13 protein-coding genes are annotated in these 15,925 nt (G+C 72.0%); all 13 read left to right on the top strand.

From position 1 onward, the window contains the following. Positions 1-4 precede the first annotated feature (4 nt). Positions 5-781 carry a succinate dehydrogenase/fumarate reductase iron-sulfur subunit gene (locus QMC84_RS18180; protein WP_300377164.1) on the top strand — a complete coding sequence of 259 codons (777 nt, stop codon included), beginning with the start codon at positions 5-7 and terminating at the stop codon, positions 779-781. A gap of 73 nt (positions 782-854) precedes the next feature. Continuing rightward, positions 855-1,598 carry a hypothetical protein gene (locus tag QMC84_RS18175; protein ID WP_300377162.1) on the top strand — a complete coding sequence of 248 codons (744 nt, stop codon included), beginning with the start codon at positions 855-857 and terminating at the stop codon, positions 1,596-1,598. 63 nt (positions 1,599-1,661) lie between these two features. Then, positions 1,662-3,389, top strand: a complete 1,728-nt coding sequence (locus QMC84_RS18170) for a methylmalonyl-CoA mutase family protein (RefSeq protein WP_300377160.1) — start codon at positions 1,662-1,664, stop codon at positions 3,387-3,389. Next, positions 3,386-5,548 carry a methylmalonyl-CoA mutase gene (scpA, locus tag QMC84_RS18165; protein WP_300377158.1) on the top strand — a complete coding sequence of 721 codons (2,163 nt, stop codon included), beginning with the start codon at positions 3,386-3,388 and terminating at the stop codon, positions 5,546-5,548. Before QMC84_RS18170 ends, scpA begins: the two co-directional genes overlap by 4 nt. Next, on the top strand, positions 5,548-6,534 hold the full coding sequence (meaB, locus tag QMC84_RS18160; protein ID WP_300377156.1) for a methylmalonyl Co-A mutase-associated GTPase MeaB: 987 nt from the start codon (positions 5,548-5,550) through the stop codon (positions 6,532-6,534). The genes scpA and meaB overlap by 1 nt, the downstream gene beginning before the upstream one ends. Before the next feature lie 67 nt (positions 6,535-6,601). Continuing rightward, entirely contained in the window at positions 6,602-7,810 is a 1,209-nt protein-coding gene (locus tag QMC84_RS18155; protein WP_300377154.1) for an amidohydrolase, read from the top strand. Positions 7,811-7,952: 142 nt separating this feature from the next. Continuing rightward, complete coding sequence (locus QMC84_RS18150; protein ID WP_300377152.1) at positions 7,953-9,020, top strand: BMP family ABC transporter substrate-binding protein; 1,068 nt, start codon at positions 7,953-7,955, stop codon at positions 9,018-9,020. Between the two features lie 126 nt (positions 9,021-9,146). Then, complete coding sequence (locus QMC84_RS18145; protein WP_300377150.1) at positions 9,147-10,697, top strand: ABC transporter ATP-binding protein; 1,551 nt, start codon at positions 9,147-9,149, stop codon at positions 10,695-10,697. Then, positions 10,694-11,812, top strand: coding sequence for an ABC transporter permease (locus QMC84_RS18140; RefSeq protein ID WP_300377148.1), 1,119 nt, complete (start codon positions 10,694-10,696; stop codon positions 11,810-11,812). The genes QMC84_RS18145 and QMC84_RS18140 overlap by 4 nt, the downstream gene beginning before the upstream one ends. Then, the gene (locus QMC84_RS18135; RefSeq protein WP_300377146.1) at positions 11,809-13,077 is read left to right on the top strand and encodes an ABC transporter permease; all 1,269 of its coding nucleotides are present in this window, start codon (positions 11,809-11,811) and stop codon (positions 13,075-13,077) included. Before QMC84_RS18140 ends, QMC84_RS18135 begins: the two co-directional genes overlap by 4 nt. After that, complete coding sequence (locus QMC84_RS18130) at positions 13,077-13,478, top strand: cytidine deaminase (protein WP_300377144.1); 402 nt, start codon at positions 13,077-13,079, stop codon at positions 13,476-13,478. The genes QMC84_RS18135 and QMC84_RS18130 overlap by 1 nt, the downstream gene beginning before the upstream one ends. Then, a complete protein-coding gene (locus QMC84_RS18125) occupies positions 13,450-14,625 on the top strand; it encodes a cytochrome P450 (RefSeq protein WP_300377142.1) in 1,176 nt (391 codons plus the stop codon). The genes QMC84_RS18130 and QMC84_RS18125 overlap by 29 nt, the downstream gene beginning before the upstream one ends. After that, entirely contained in the window at positions 14,618-15,904 is a 1,287-nt protein-coding gene (locus tag QMC84_RS18120; RefSeq protein WP_300377140.1) for a thymidine phosphorylase, read from the top strand. The genes QMC84_RS18125 and QMC84_RS18120 overlap by 8 nt, the downstream gene beginning before the upstream one ends. Positions 15,905-15,925 lie beyond the last annotated feature (21 nt).

Raw genomic sequence — 15,925 nt, 5'->3', positions numbered from 1 at the left:
CGTCATGGGCTACACGCTGAAGATGCGGATCTGGCGCGGCGACCAGGGCGGCGGAGACCTCGGCGACTACGACGTCGAGGTCTCCGAGGGCGAGGTCGTCCTCGACGCCATCCACCGGGTGCAGGCGACCCAGGCCGGTGATCTCGCGGTCCGCTGGAACTGCAAGGCCGGCAAGTGCGGCTCCTGCAGCGCCGAGGTGAACGGCCGGCCGCGGCTGATGTGCATGACCCGGCTCTCCGACTTCGACCCGGCGGAGACGGTCACGGTCACCCCGATGCGATCGTTCCCGGTGATCCGCGACCTCGTCACCGACGTCTCCTTCAACTACGAGAAGGCCCGCGAGCTGCCGTCGTTCGCGCCACCGCCGCGCGACGCCGACGGCAAGCGCCGGATGGCGCAGGTCGACGTCGAGCGCGGCCAGGAGTTCCGCAAGTGCATCGAGTGCTTCCTGTGCCAGGACACCTGCCACGTGATCCGCGACCACGAGGACAACAAGCCCGCCTTCGCCGGACCGCGGTTCTTCCTGCGGTACGCCGAGCTCGACATGCACCCGCTCGACACCCACGACCGCCGCGCGCTCGCCCAGGGGGCCGCCGGCCTCGGGATGTGCAACATCACCAAGTGCTGCACCGAGGTGTGCCCGGAGGGGATCCGGATCACCGACAATGCGATCATCCCGATGAAGGAGCGCGTGGTGGACCGCAAGTACGACCCGCTCGTCTGGCTGGGCAGCAAGATCGGCCTCCGCAACCGCGACAACGACGGGCGTAGCGAGGCGTAGCGCAGGTACAACGTCCTCGCCAAGGGGGCCGTGTGCCGCTGCCGGTCGGGACCGCCCGGAGCGACGATGGAGCATGACGGCAACGGCGGGTGCTCGCACGCACATCGTGCGCCTGACGATCGGCTCGTTCTCACTGGCCGCGCTGCTGGGGGTGGTCGCGCTGCTGGGCGGCGGTGCCCTCGGACGCACCGAGGGGCGGGTGCTGCTGACCACCGTGCTCGTGGGCGTCGCCAGCGTCGCGGTGCTCTGCTACCTCGCGACAGGCGGTACGCCGTACCAGCTCGTCGGGGTCGCTGGCGGCGCGGTCGTGGCCGTCCCGATCCTCACCGGGCTGGTACTCATCTGGGCCGACCTCGGCCAGGACGCGGTCGACCTGGTGGGCCGCACGTTCGGTGTCGGGACGACGGCCGCCGCGACGCTGGCGCAGGCCTGCCTGCTGCTCGTGCTCGGCGCCCGGGGTCGCCCGGCCGTGCGGTGGCTGCTGGCGGGGACGCTGGCGCTCGCGACCGTGCTCGCCGTCGCCCTGTCCGCGCTCCTGGTGACCCAGGACGACCCGCCGGGCGTCGTGCTGCGCGGGATGGGCGTGCTCGCGATCCTCGACGTCCTCGGCACGGTCGTGGTCTCGGCGCTCAGCCGGCTCGGTCCCCCGGCGGGCACCGCATCCGTGACGATCCCGGCGACGCTCGCGACGCGGGTGGACGCGGTGCGGGGCGAGCTGTCCCGCGACGAGGCGGTACAGCATGCGGTCGAGGCCTGGCTGGCGACGTCCCGCGGGAGCCCCGGCATTGTGCCCGCGGCACCGGGACCTAGGTCGTGACCTCCTCTCGAAAACGTCACATCGCGTGGCCTCGCGGTGTACCGCGCACCTATCGTTCGGGGCATGAGTGTGGACGGTGGAGTGGAAGGCGGCCTCGAGGAGCCTGCGCAGCTCGAGCCTGAGCAGGGAGCGCTGGACCTCGCCGACCCGGAGGACGCCTGGACGATCGCGGACTGGGAGAAGGGCGCGGCCGCCGTGCTGCGCAAGGCGCGCCGGCTGACCGACGAGGACCCCGACGACCTGGTCTGGAAGAAGCTCACCCGCCCGACCCTGGACGGCATCGGCGTCACCCCGCTCGGGACCCGAGCGCTGCTCGAGGAGGTGCGGACGACTGGGCGCCCGCCCCGACAGGGTGACTGGGACGTCCGGGTGCACGTCGACGGCGCCGACGCGAAGGCCGCCAACGAGGAGGTCCTCGTCGACCTCGAGGGCGGCGTCACGTCGCTGTGGCTCCAGCGCGGTACCGATCTCGGCACGCTCCTCGAGGGCGTCCGGCTCGACCTCGCCCCGGTCGTGCTCGACGGGATCGACCCCGCGGCTCTCCTCGCGTACGCCGAGGGCCGGGAGCTGCACCCCGGGACCAACCTCGGCGTGCCCGCGCAGGATGCCACCGCCGAGGCCGCTCGCCAGGCGGTCGACCACGGCGTGCTGGGCTTCGTCGTCGACGCCACGGTCGTGCACGACCGGGGAGCCTCCGACGTCCAGGAGCTCGCCTGGTCGGTCGCGACCGGCGCGGCGTACCTGCGCACGCTCGCCGACACCGGCATCGCGATCGAGCAGGCGGCCCGGCTCGTCGAGTTCCGCTACGCGGCCACCGCCGAGCAGTTCCCGACCATCGCCAAGCTCCGTGCCGCACGGCGGCTCTGGGCGCGGGTGCTCGAGCTCAGCGGCGCCGGAGACGTCCCCCAGCGCCAGCACGTGGTCACCAGCCGCCCGATGATGACCCGCTACGACCCGTACGTGAACATGCTCCGCACCACGGTCGCGGCCTTCGCCGCCGGCGTCGGCGGCGCGGACTCCGTCACGGTGCTGCCCTTCGACGGCCCGCTGGGTCGCCCCGAGCAGCTCGGGCGCCGGGTCGCGCGCAACACCTCGCACCTGCTCATCGACGAGGCGCACGTCGCCCACGTCGCGGACCCGGCCGGCGGCGCCTACGCCGTCGAGAAGCTCACCGACGACCTGGCGCTGACGGCCTGGGAGCTGTTCGGGCGGCTCGACGAGGATCCCGAGGCCGACCGGGTCCTCGACGAGGCGATCGCCGAGACCGTGGCCAGGCGCGACGCCGAGATCGCCCGGCGCAAGCGGCCGGTCACCGGCCTCACCGAGTTCCCGAACGCCGCCGAGGTGCTGCCGCAGCGTGCGGCGTACGACGGCTGGAACGACGTGCGCGCCTACGGGGCGGCGTTCGAGGCGCTGCGTGACGACCCCGTCGCCGCCCCGGTGTTCCTGGCGACGCTCGGCACCGTCGCCCAGCACACCGCCCGCGCGACGTTCGCCACCAACCTGCTCGCCGCCGGCGGCGTCGCGGTCGAGGTCGCCGGCCCCACGGCCGACCCCGGCGAGGTGGCCGCGGCGTACGCCGGTCAGCCGGTGGTCTGCCTGGCCGGCTCGGACCCCACCTACGCCGAGTGGGGGGCCGACGCGGCCGCCGCCCTGCGCGCGGCCGGCGCCCGGCACGTGATCCTGGCGGGCAAGCCCGCCGGCCCGCTCGCCGAGGCGGTCGACGACTCCTGTGCGCTCGGGGCCGACGCCTTGGACTTCCTGACCCGGACGAGGGAGAAGCTGTCGTGACCGTCCCGAAGACCTTCCGCGGGCTGCCGCTCACCGGTGCGGAGGCGGGCGCCGCCGCCGACGGGAACGACCGCTCCTGGCTGGCCCCCGAGGGCATCGAGATCAAGGGCCTCTACACGCCCGCCGACCTCGAGGGCCTCGACGCGCTCGACACGCTGCCGGGCCTGAGCCCGTTCCTGCGCGGCCCGTACCCGACGATGTACACCACCCAGCCGTGGACCATCCGGCAGTACGCCGGCTTCTCCACCGCCGAGGAGTCCAACGCCTTCTACCGCCGCAACCTCGCGGCCGGGCAGAAGGGCCTGAGCGTCGCGTTCGACCTGGCCACCCACCGCGGCTACGACTCCGACCACCCGCGGGTGCGCGGCGACGTCGGCATGGCCGGCGTGGCGATCGACTCGATCTACGACGCCCGCACGCTGTTCGACGGCATTCCGCTCGACGCGATGTCGGTCTCGATGACCATGAACGGCGCGGTGCTGCCGATCATGGCGCTCTACATCGCCGCGGCCGAGGAGCAGGGGGTGAAGCCGGAGCAGCTCGCGGGGACGATCCAGAACGACATCCTCAAGGAGTTCATGGTCCGCAACACCTACATCTACCCGCCGGCTCCGAGCATGCGGATCATCAGCGACATCTTCCAGTACACCGCCGAGCGGATGCCGCGCTTCAACTCGATCTCGATCTCCGGCTACCACATGCAGGAGGCGGGGGCGACCAACGACCTGGAGCTGGCCTACACGCTGGCCGACGGCGTCGAGTACATCCGCGCCGGCCTGGCCGCGGGCCTCGACATCGACCGGTTCGCGCCGCGGCTGTCGTTCTTCTGGGCGATCGGCATGAACTTCTTCATGGAGGTCGCCAAGATGCGCGCCGCGCGGGCCCTGTGGGCCCGGCTGGTGCGCCAGTTCGACCCGCAGAACCCCAAGTCGCTCAGCCTGCGCACCCACAGCCAGACCTCGGGCTGGTCGCTGACCGCGCAGGACGTGTTCAACAACGTCGGGCGGACCTGCATCGAGGCGATGGCGGCGACCCAGGGGCACACCCAGTCGCTGCACACCAACGCCCTGGACGAGGCGATCGCGCTGCCGACCGACTTCTCCGCACGGATCGCCCGCAACACCCAGCTGCTGCTCCAGCAGGAGAGCGGCACCACGGGCACCATCGACCCGTGGGCCGGCTCCTACTACGTGGAGCGGCTCACCCACGACCTGGCCGAGCGCGCCTGGGCGCACATCCTCGAGGCCGAGCAGGCCGGCGGCATGGCGGCCGCGATCGAGCAGGGCATCCCGAAGATGCGGATCGAGGAGGCCGCCGCCCGCACCCAGGCGCGGATCGACTCCGGCAGCCAGAAGGTGATCGGCGTGAACACCTACCGGCTGGCCGCCGAGGACCGGCTGGACGTCCTCAAGGTCGACAACGACGACGTCTACCGTCAGCAGATCGCCAAGCTCGAGCGGCTCCGTGCCGAGCGCGACGACCACGAGGTCGAGCGCACCCTCGAGGCGCTGACCAGCGCCGCCGACCAGGGCCCGTCGGGCGGCCTGGACGGGAACCTGCTCGCGCTCGCCGTCGACGCCGCCCGCGCCAAGGCGACGGTCGGGGAGATCTCCGCCGCACTGGAGAAGGTCTACGGGCGGCACCAGGCGGTGATCCGTACCATCAGCGGCGTGTATAGGGCCGAGGCGGACCGGGCCGGCGACGCTGTCGTCGCCCAGGTGCTGGAGGAGACCGAGCGGTTCGAGGAGGCCGAGGGCCGGCGCCCGCGGATCCTGGTCGCGAAGATGGGCCAGGACGGCCACGACCGCGGTCAGAAGGTCGTGGTCAGCGCGTTCGCGGACCTGGGCTTCGACGTCGATGTGGGGCCGCTGTTCTCCACGCCCGAGGAGGTCGCCCAGCAGGCGGTGGACGCCGACGTCCACATCGTGGGGGTCTCCTCGCTCGCGGCCGGACACCTCACCCTGCTGCCGGCGCTGAAGAAGGCGCTGGCCGACCAGGGCCGGCCGGACATCATGATCGTGATCGGCGGGGTGATCCCGCCCGACGACGTCTCGACCCTGAGGGAGATGGGCGCCGCCGCGGTGTTCCTGCCCGGCACGGTCATCGCCGAGTCCGCCCTCGACCTGCTGGCCCGGCTGCGCGAGCAGCTCGGCCACTGATGCCGGACGTCCCGGGCCTCGTCGACGGCCTCGTCGAGGGCATCCGCGAGGGCCGGCGGGCCTCGGTGGCGCGGGCGATCACCCTGGTCGAGTCCACCCGTCCCCAGCACCGGGCCCAGGCCCGCGAGCTCCTGACCGAGCTCGCGCACGACGACCGCGACGCGGTCCGGGTCGGGATCTCCGGCGTGCCCGGGGTCGGCAAGTCCACGTTCATCGAGGCGCTGGGCATCCGCCTGACCGCCGCCGGGCACCGGGTCGGCGTACTCGCCGTCGACCCGAGCTCGGTCCGCACCGGCGGTTCGGTGCTCGGCGACAAGACCCGGATGGCCCGGCTCGCACAGGACCAGAGGGCGTTCATCCGCCCCTCGCCGTCGGCGGGCACGCTGGGCGGGGTCGCCCGCGCGACCGTGCAGGCGATGGGGGTGCTCGAGGGCGCCGGGTACGACGTCGTGCTCGTCGAGACCGTCGGCGTCGGCCAGTCCGAGGTCACCGTCGCGGGCATGGTCGACACGTTCCTGTTCCTCACCCTCGCCCGCACCGGCGACCAGCTCCAGGGCATCAAGAAGGGCATCTTGGAGATCGCGGACGTGATCGCGGTCAACAAGGCCGACGGCGACCGCCAGCAGGAGGCCCGGGTCGCCGCCCGGGACCTCGCGGGCGCGCTGCGCCTGGTGCGTGGCCGCGACGAGTGGGCCCCGCCGGTGGTGACCTGCTCCGCGCTCGACGACGTCGGCGTCGACGACGTGTGGGCACGGGTCCTCTCGCATCGCAGCCACCTGGGCACCGACGGCCTGGCCCGCAAGCGGGCCCACCAGCAGCTGGACTTCACCTGGGCGCTGGTCCGCGACGAGCTCGAGCAGCGGCTGCGGCACTCGCCCGGGGTCCGCGTGATCCGGGAGGAGCTGCGCGACGCCGTGCTCTCCGGCGAGCTGCCCGCGACGGTCGCAGCCGACCGGATCCTCGCCGCCTTCGACGACGGTCGCTGACCGCCGCCCGGGCCCGCCGCGAGACACGATGCGGCGGGCGAACGGCAGGTGAACTAACCTCGACTCGATGCCCGAGGACGAGCCCACCCCGCCGCCGACGCGCGTCGACTCGCTCATCGAGACGACCGTCGGCGAGTCCCACGACGAGCTGATCGCGCTGCGGCGCGACCTGCACGCCCACCCGGAGCTCTCCTGGCGCGAGCTGCGCACCACGGCCCTGGTCGCCGCTCGGCTGCGCCGCAGCGGATGGCGGGTCACCGAGCTGCCCCGCAGCGGGCTGCTGGCCGAGATCGGCACGGGCGGCGCGGTCATCGCGCTGCGGGCCGACCTCGACGCGCTCCCCGTGCCGGACCTCACCGACGACCCCTGGTCGAGCACCGTCGAGGGTGTGACGCACGCCTGCGGCCACGACGTGCACACCACGGCGCTGGTCGGCGCCGCGATCGCGCTCGCCCGGCTGCACGACGAGGGACTGCTACCCGGCCGGGTGCGGCTGCTCTTCCAGCCGGCCGAGGAGGTGATGCCCGGAGGGGCGCTCTCCCTGATCGAGCTCGGCGCCCTCGCCGACGTCGCCCAGCTGTTCGGCCTGCACTGCGACCCGAGCCTGGACGTCGGCCGGGTCGGGCTGCGCGAGGGGCCGATCACCGGAGCCGCCGACCACCTCGAGGTGACGCTGACCGGGGCCGGCGGGCACACCTCCCGCCCGCACCTCACCGAGGACCTCACCTACGCGCTCGGCAAGGTCGTCACCGAGCTGCCCTCGATCCTGTCCCGGCGGCTGGACCCGCGCGCCGGCGTGAGCGTGGTGTGGGGCGTGGTGCGCGCCGGATCCGCCCACAACGTCATCCCCGCCACCGGCCGGATCGGTGGCACCGTGCGGATGCTCGACGCGATCGCCTGGTCGGAGGCGGAGAAGCTGGTGCCGGTGCTGGTCGAGCAGATCGTCGCGCCGTACGGCGTGCACGCGCAGGTCGACTACCAGCGCGGCGTGCCGCCGGTCGTGAACGACGTCGAGTCGATCGTGCTGCTCGGTCACGCCGTGGACCGGGTGGTCGGGCAGGTTGGGCACGTTCCCACCCAGCAGAGCCTCGGCGGCGAGGACTTCGGCTGGTACCTCGACCGGGTGCCGGGCGCGATGGGCCGCCTCGGCACGCGGACGCCGGGCGGCCCGACGTACGACCTGCACCAGGGGAACCTGCGCGTCGACGAGCGGGCCGTGGCCATCGGCGCTAAGGTCCTCGCGCACGTTGCGGCAGGGTCCTTGGTCACCTCGTAGGGGGACCTTTATGAGGATCTTCGCGTCGTCTGGCATCGACTCGATAACAACTTCGTGATGTGGCTGTGAGGGCAGGATGCAGGCCCTAGTGTGGCGGTGTTTCGCGCCCGGGAGGGCGTCCACAGCACACGAAGGAGGCGTCTTGCGACGCACCACGAAGTTCGCAGCCCTGCTGACGGCCGGCATCCTGGCCCTCGGCGCATGCGGCAGCAGCGACAGTGACGGCGAGAGCAGCACCACCGGGTCTGACACCCCGAGCTCCTCCGCCCCTCAGTCCGACGTCAAGGTCGGCATGGCTTACGACGTCGGCGGACGCGGCGACCAGTCCTTCAACGACTCGGCGGCCGCCGGTCTCGACCAGGCGGTCGAGGAGTTCGGCATGACCCCCAACGAGTCCGAGGCTGAGGACGGCGAGGCCGAGAACGCCCGCGAGGAGCGCCTGCGCACCTTCGCCGACGCCGGCTTCGACCCGATCATCGCGGTGGGCTTCGCCTACGCCGCGTCGGTGGGCAAGGTCGCGGCGGAGTACCCGGACGTGCACTTCGCGATCATCGACGACTCCAGCCTCGCGGACGTCCCGAACGTCGCCAGCCTGGTCTTCGCCGAGGAGCAGGGCTCGTTCCTGGTCGGCGCGGCTGCCGCGCTGAAGACCCAGACCGACCACGTCGGCTTCATCGGCGGCGTCGAGACCCCGCTGATCCAGAAGTTCCAGGCCGGCTACGAGGCCGGTGTCGCCGCCGTCAACCCGAAGGTCAAGGTCGACGTCACCTACCTGACCCAGGTTCCGGACTTCTCCGGCTTCGGTGACCCGGCCAAGGGCAAGACCGCGGCGCAGGGCATGTACGACGCCGGCGCCGACATCGTCTACCACGCCGCCGGTGGCTCCGGTGGCGGCGTCTTTGAGGCGGCCTCCGAGTCGGGCAACCTCGCCATCGGCGTCGACTCCGACCAGTACAACACCGCCGACCCGTCCGTCCAGGACGTCATCATGACCTCGATGCTCAAGAACGTGAACGTCGCGGTCTACGAGTACCTCAAGCAGGTCAACGACGGGAGCTTCCCGACCGGCGTCACCACCTACGACCTGTCGGTCGACGGGGTGGGCTACTCCACCAGCGGCGGCATGATCGATGACATCACCGGTCAGCTCGACGACTACAAGCAGCAGATCATCGACGGCAAGATCACGGTCCCGACCGAGCCCAAGTGATCCACGGCTGAACCACGCATCATCAGTGACGGGCCCGCGGGGCACCTTGCCCCGCGGGCCCGTCGCGCCCCCACGCCGCCCAACCGGTAGCGTCAGCGCTCGAGCCTGACAAGGAGGTCACGGATCGTGCCCACTCCTGCCCCGTCCGCGACGGAGCCCACCTCCCCAGCCCCGGACATCGCCGTCCGCCTGCGCGGCATCGGCAAGCGGTTCCCCGGCGTGATCGCCAACGACGACATCAACATCGACGTCCGTCGCGGCACCATCCACGCCATCGTCGGGGAGAACGGCGCCGGCAAGTCCACGCTGATGAAGATCCTGTACGGCGTGCAGCCGCCCGACTCGGGCACGATCGAGATCAACGGCCAGCAGGTCTCCCTGCACTCGCCGGCCGACGCGATCAAGGTCGGCGTCGGCATGGTCTTCCAGCACTTCATGCTCGCCGACAACCTCACCGTGCTCGAGAACGTCGTGCTGGGCGCGGAGAAGCGGCACGGCATCGGGGCCAAGGCGCGCGCCGAGATCCAGCGCATCTCCGACGCCTACGGCCTCGGCATCGAGCCCGACCGCCTGGTCGAGGACCTCGGTGTCGGCGCCCGCCAGCGCGTGGAGATCCTCAAGGTCCTCTACCGAGGCGCGCAGATCGTCATCCTCGACGAGCCGACCGCCGTGCTCGTCCCGCACGAGGTCGACGAGCTGTTCGGCAACCTTCGCGAGCTCAAGAACGAGGGGCTCAGCGTCATCTTCATCTCCCACAAGCTCGACGAGGTGCTCTCCGTCGCCGACGAGATCACCGTGATCCGGCGGGGCACGACGGTGAAGACCGTCGACCCGGCCGGCGTCACCGCCCGCCAGCTCGCCGAGCTGATGGTCGGCTCCGAGCTGCCCTCGCCGTCCACCGAGGCCTCCACGGTCACCGACCACGTGCTGCTCTCGGTGGAGGACCTCTCGCTGCCCAACCCGGGCGGTCGGCCGCTGCTCGAGGACATCTCGTTCAAGATCCACCGCGGCGAGATCCTCGGCATCGCCGGGGTCGAGGGCAACGGCCAGGCCGAGCTGGTCGAGTCGATCATGGGCATGCGTCCCGGGGCGACCGGACGGATCGAGCTCGACGGGACCGACCTCAGCGACCGCTCGACCGGCCAGCGCCGCGAGGCCGGCGTCGGCTACATCCCCGAGGACCGGCACCGGCACGGGCTGCTGCTGGACTCCCCACTGTGGGAGAACCGGATCCTCGGCCACCAGACCCGCCCGCCCGGCGTACGCCACGGCCTGATCCACCGCGGCGCGGCCCGCGAGGACACCCAGCGGATCATCACCGAGTACGACGTGCGCACCCCCGGCCCCGACGTGCTGGCGCGGGCGCTGTCGGGCGGCAACCAGCAGAAGCTGATCGTCGGTCGCGAGATGAGCAGCGACCCGATCCTGCTGATCGCCGGCCACCCGACCCGCGGGGTCGACGTGGGCGCCCAGGCCGCGATCTGGGACCACATCAAGAGGGCTCGACGCGAAGGGCTGGCCGTGCTGCTGATCTCTGCCGACCTCGATGAGCTGATCGGGCTCTCCGATCGGATCGAGGTCATCCTGCGAGGCCGCCTGGTCGGCAGCTTCGACCCCGACGACGTCACGCCCGAGCAACTCGGCTCGGCGATGACCGGGGCGGGGGCACCGGCATGATCGGCCGCTTGACCCGGCTGATGCTGGCCATCAGCACACCCGTCCTGGCCCTGGTCGCGGCGTTCGCGATCACCAGCCTGGTGCTGCTGGCGGCCGGCGACCCGGTGCTCGACGTGTGGGACCAGATCCTCTCGGTCCCCGAGACCCGCAACCTGGCGAACATCATCGACAACGCCACCGTGCTCTACCTCTCCGGCATCGCGGTGGCCGTCGGCTTCCGGATGAACCTGTTCAACATCGGCGTCGACGGGCAGTACCGCGTCGCGGCCTTCACCGCCGCGGTCGTGGCCGGCGAGGCGTGGCTCCCGGGCTACCTCAACACCGCGCTGGCGATCGTCTGCGCGATGGCGGTCGGCGCGATCTGGGCCGGCATCGCCGGCGTGCTGCGGGCCGCCCGCGGCGTCAGCGAGGTCATCTCCACGATCATGCTCAACGCGATCGCCACCGGCCTCGTCGCCTACCTGCTGCGCCAGGTCGCGGTCCGCGAGGAGGGCAGCAACCAGATCGGCACCAAGCAGATCCCCGAGGGCAGCCGGATCCCCAACATCGGCCTCGGCGACGGCACCAGCAGCGTCTACGGCTTCATCATCATCGCCGCCGTGGTCGGCTTCGCCTTCTGGTTCGTGCTCAACCGGACCCGGTTCGGCTTCGACCTGCGCGCGACCGGGCAGTCGACCACCGCCGCGGTCGCGAGCGGCATCAGCGTGAAGCGGATGACCGTCACCGCGATGCTGATCTCCGGAGCCATTGCCGGCCTGGTCGGCCTCCCGATCCTGTTCGGCGACTCCTACACCTACGGCTCGACGTTCCAGTCCGGCCTCGGCTTCGCCGGGATCGCGATCGCCCTGCTCGGCCGCAACAACCCGATCGGGATCGCGCTCGGCGCGCTGCTGTTCGCCTACCTCGACGAGCAGTCCAACCCGCTGCAGATCCTGGTCGGCGTCTCGCCGGACATCGTCGCCATCACGCAGGGCGTGATCGTGCTGACCGTGGTGATCTCCTACGAGATCGTGCGCCGGTACCGTCAGCGCCTGGAACAGCAACAGGTGGCCCGCGCCCTCGAGAGCGAACGCGGCGAGGCGTCCAACGACAAGGCCGAGGAGGTCCCGGCATGAGTGTCCCTGCCACCGCCACCCACGCGGCCCGACCGGCCGCCGTCGCCAAGCCGCGTCGCCGACTGCCGCGCTGGTGGCTGGTCGTCGCGTTCTTCGTGATCCTGGCGGCGCTGTCGGTGCTGGAGATCATCACCGGCGCCAACGACCTGACCTCGTCGGGCACCGTCTCGGCGATGTTCATCGCGACCGTGCCGATCATGCTCGCCGGTCTCGGCGGCCTCTGGTCGGAGCGGGCCGGCATCGTCAACATCGGTCTCGAGGGCATGATGATCCTCGGCACCTGGGGGGCCGGCTACTTCGGCTACCACTACGGTGCCTGGGCGGGCGTCGCCGGCGCGATCCTGTTGGGTGTCCTCGGCGGTCTCGTGCACGCCGTCGCCACCGTCATCTTCGGCGTCGACCACATCATCTCCGGTGTCGCGATCAACATCATCGCGCTCGGCGCGGTCCAGTACCTCGCCTCGCTGACCTTCGTCGGGCTGCCCGGCGGGGGCCAGACGCAGTCGCCGAAGATCCCCGACGTGCAGACGATCACCGTCGACTCGCTGAGCAGCAACCTGCTCGACGTCGAGAAGAAGGACCTCTTCGTCGTCTCCGAGCTCGCGGCGGTGCTGCGGGCCCTGGTGACGAACCTGTCGCTGCTGGTGATCCTCGCCATGCTGCTGCTGCTCCTGAGCTACTGGCTGCTGTGGCGCACGCCGTTCGGCCTGCGGCTGCGCTCCTGCGGTGAGAGCCCGGTCGCGGCCGAGTCGCTCGGCGTGCACGTGCTGCGCTACAAGTTCACCGCCGTGCTGGTCTCCGGCGGCCTGGCCGGCCTGGCGGGCGGGTTCCTCGCGATGGTGGCGTCCAGCAACTACCGCGACGGGCAGACCGGTGGCCGTGGCTACATCGGCCTCGCGGCGATGATCTTCGGCAACTGGCGCCCGGGCGGCCTGCTCGCGGGCTCCGGCCTGTTCGGCTACACCGAGACGCTCGGCCTGCGCCAGGGCGGTGAGTCGGTGCACGCGCTGCTCCTCGCGCTGGCGGCGCTGGCGCTCGCGATGGCGGTCTGGCAGGCCCGGCAGGGCCAGCAGCGGGCCGCGGTCATCACCGGGTTCGTGGCGCTCGCGCTCGGCGCGCTGTACTTCGCGATCGACGAGGTGCCGGGTGACTTCACCCGGATGACGCCGTACGTGATCACGCTGCTGGTGCTCGCCTTCGCCTCGCAACGACTACGGATGCCGACAGCCGACGGGCAGATCTACCGCAAGGGCAGCGCAGGCTAGTGAGCACCCAGGACACCGCGTTCGACTGGGAGTCGCTGAAGGCGGCGGCCGAGGAGGCGATGTCGCACGCGTACGTGCCGTACTCGCGCTTCCCGGTCGGCGCCGCGGCGATCGCCGAGGACGGCCGCACCGTGGTCGGCTGCAACGTCGAGAACGCGTCGTACGGCGTCGGCCTGTGCGCCGAGTGCGGGCTGGTCAGCCAGCTGCACATCACCGGCGGCGGCCGGTTGACCCACTTCGTGTGCGTCAACCGCGAGCGGGAGATCATCATGCCCTGCGGGCGGTGTCGGCAGCTGCTGCACGAGAACGGCGGACCGGGCCTGTTGCTGTGGACGGTCTCGGGTGTCAAGCGGATGGACGAGGTGCTGCCGGATGCGTTCGGTCCCGACGACCTCGATTGACCTGACCGACCCCGCCGTCGTCGCCGACCCCTACCCGCACTTCGCGCGCGAGCGCGCCCGGCACCCGGTGGCGTGGCACGAGCCGACGGGCCGGTACCTGACGTTCGCGCACGCGACGGTCGGCCAGGTGCAGCGCGACCGGCGGCTGGGCCGGCTCTGGAAGGACAAGGAGCCGCTCGACCACCTCGAGCCGTTCAACCTGCTCCACCGCAACCAGATGATGGAGAACGAGCCGCCCGAGCACACCCGGCTCCGGCGCCCGGTCGCCTCGGCGTTCGCGCGCGGTCACGTGGAGCGGCTGCGCCCGCGGGTGCGCGAGCTCGCCGCGGAGCTGCTCGCCGGTGTGGACCCGGCCGGCTTCGACGTGGTCGGGGACTACGCCGAGCCGCTGCCGGTGCTGGTGATCGCCGACCTGCTCGGCGTGCCCCGCACCTACGCCCACTCCCTGCGGGACTGGTCGCAGGCGATCGTGCGGATGTACGAGGTCTCGCCGCCGCAGGAGACGGTCGACGCGGCCGTCGCCGCCGCGATCGACTTCGCCGGCCTGGTGCGCGAGCTGGTGCGGGAGCGGCGTACGTCGCCCGCCGAGGACCTGATCACCGACCTGGTCGCGACCGAGCTGACCGAGGACGAGGTCGTGGCCGCGGTGGTGCTGCTGCTCAACGCCGGGCACGAGGCCTCGGTCAACGTGTTCGGCAACGGCCTCACGGCGATGCTGCGCCGGGGCCTGCGTCCCGGCTCCGACGTGCCCCGCACGGTCGAGGAGATGCTGCGCTTCGACTCCGCCCTCCAGCTCTTCGAGCGGACCGCGATCGAGGACGTGCAGGTGGGCGAGGGAGAGCAGGCGGTGCTCGTCGAGGAGGGGCAGCGGATCGTCGCGCTGCTCGGCGCCGCCAACCGCGACCCGGCGGTCTTCGCCGACCCCGACGTGTTCGACGTGGACCGCGACCCCAACAACCACCTGGCGTTCGGGGTCGGCGTGCACTTCTGCCTCGGCGCCCCGCTCGCCAGGATGGAGCTGGCGGAGTCGGTGTCCGAACTGTTCGAGACGTTCCCCGACCTGGCCCTCACCGGAGAGCCGGAGAGCCGGGGGACGTTCGTGTTGAGAGGGTTCCGTAGCGTGCCCGTGGGAGGAACACATGCCTGACCATGACGCCGTCGAGGTGATCGCCGCCAAGCGTGACCGTCACGAGCTGAGCGACAGCCAGATCGACTGGGTGGTCGACGCCTACACGCGGGGCGCGGTCGCCGACGAGCAGATGTCGTCGCTCGCGATGGCGATCCTGCTCAACGGCATGAGCCGGCGCGAGATCGCCCGGTGGACCGCCGCGATGATCGCGTCGGGGGAGCGGATGGACTTCTCCTCGCTCTCGCGGCCCACCGCCGACAAGCACTCGACCGGCGGGGTCGGCGACAAGATCACGCTGCCGCTCGCGCCGCTGGTCGCCGCTTGCGGGGTCGCCGTCCCGCAGCTCTCCGGGCGCGGGCTGGGCCACACCGGCGGCACCCTCGACAAGCTCGAGGCGATCCCCGGCTGGCGGGCCGCGCTGTCGAACGACGAGATGATGGCGCAGCTCGAGTCCGTCGGCGCGGTCGTCTGCGCGGCCGGCGACGGGCTGGCCCCCGCGGACAAGAAGCTCTACGCGCTGCGCGACGTCACCGGCACCGTCGAGGCGATCCCGCTGATCGCCTCGTCGATCATGTCGAAGAAGATCGCCGAGGGCACCGGCTCGCTGGTGCTCGACGTCAAGGTCGGCACGGGCGCGTTCATGAAGGACGTCGACTCAGCGCGAGAGCTCGCCGAGACGATGGTCGCGCTCGGCAAGGACGCAGGCGTCCACACGGTCGCGCTGCTCACCGACATGGCCACCCCGCTGGGTCGCACCGCCGGCAACGCGATCGAGGTCGCCGAGTCGGTCGAGGTGCTGGCCGGCGGCGGCCCGGCCGACGTGGTCGAGCTGACCCTGGCGCTGGCCCGCGAGATGCTCGCCGGCGCGGGCCGCGACGACGTCGACCCGGCCGACCGGCTCGCCGACGGCTCGGCGATGGACGCCTGGAAGGCGATGATCCGCGCCCAGGACGGCGACCCGGACGCACCGCTGCCCGAGGCGCGCGAGAGCCATGTCGTCACCGCTCCGGCGTCCGGTGTGCTGGCCCGCCTCGACGCGATGGCGGTCGGCCTGGCCGCCTGGCGACTGGGCGCGGGCCGGGCCCGCAAGGAGGACCCGGTGCAGGCCGGCGCGGGCGTCGTGTGGCACGCCCGCCCGGGGGACGCCGTGACCGAGGGCCAGCCCCTGTTCACGCTGCTCACCGACGACGCGCACCGGTTCGAGCGTGCTCTCGCCTCGCTCGAGGGCGGCTACGACATCGCGCCCGCGGACGCGCCGTACCTCCCCACCCCGCTGGTCATCGACCGCGTCAGCTGATCCCCCGCCGACTCGGCGCAA

Origin of the sequence: Nocardioides sp., assembly GCF_030019515.1 — a bacterium.
GTDB lineage: Bacteria > Actinomycetota > Actinomycetes > Propionibacteriales > Nocardioidaceae > Nocardioides.
This window is presented reverse-complemented; position numbering and strand designations above follow the sequence as displayed.

What these genes read in the sequence shown, in the direction of transcription:
- QMC84_RS18140 (WP_300377148.1), top strand. Translation starts at nt 10,694, where the DNA reads ATGATCGGCCGCTTGACCCGGCTGATGCTGGCCATCAGCACACCCGTC.
- QMC84_RS18135 (WP_300377146.1), top strand. Translation starts at nt 11,809, where the DNA reads ATGAGTGTCCCTGCCACCGCCACCCACGCGGCCCGACCGGCCGCCGTC.
- meaB (WP_300377156.1), top strand. Translation starts at nt 5,548, where the DNA reads ATGCCGGACGTCCCGGGCCTCGTCGACGGCCTCGTCGAGGGCATCCGC.
- QMC84_RS18180 (WP_300377164.1), top strand. Translation starts at nt 5, where the DNA reads ATGGGCTACACGCTGAAGATGCGGATCTGGCGCGGCGACCAGGGCGGC.
- QMC84_RS18120 (WP_300377140.1), top strand. Translation starts at nt 14,618, where the DNA reads ATGCCTGACCATGACGCCGTCGAGGTGATCGCCGCCAAGCGTGACCGT.
- QMC84_RS18155 (WP_300377154.1), top strand. Translation starts at nt 6,602, where the DNA reads ATGCCCGAGGACGAGCCCACCCCGCCGCCGACGCGCGTCGACTCGCTC.
- QMC84_RS18170 (WP_300377160.1), top strand. Translation starts at nt 1,662, where the DNA reads ATGAGTGTGGACGGTGGAGTGGAAGGCGGCCTCGAGGAGCCTGCGCAG.
- QMC84_RS18125 (WP_300377142.1), top strand. Translation starts at nt 13,450, where the DNA reads ATGCGTTCGGTCCCGACGACCTCGATTGACCTGACCGACCCCGCCGTC.
- QMC84_RS18175 (WP_300377162.1), top strand. Translation starts at nt 855, where the DNA reads ATGACGGCAACGGCGGGTGCTCGCACGCACATCGTGCGCCTGACGATC.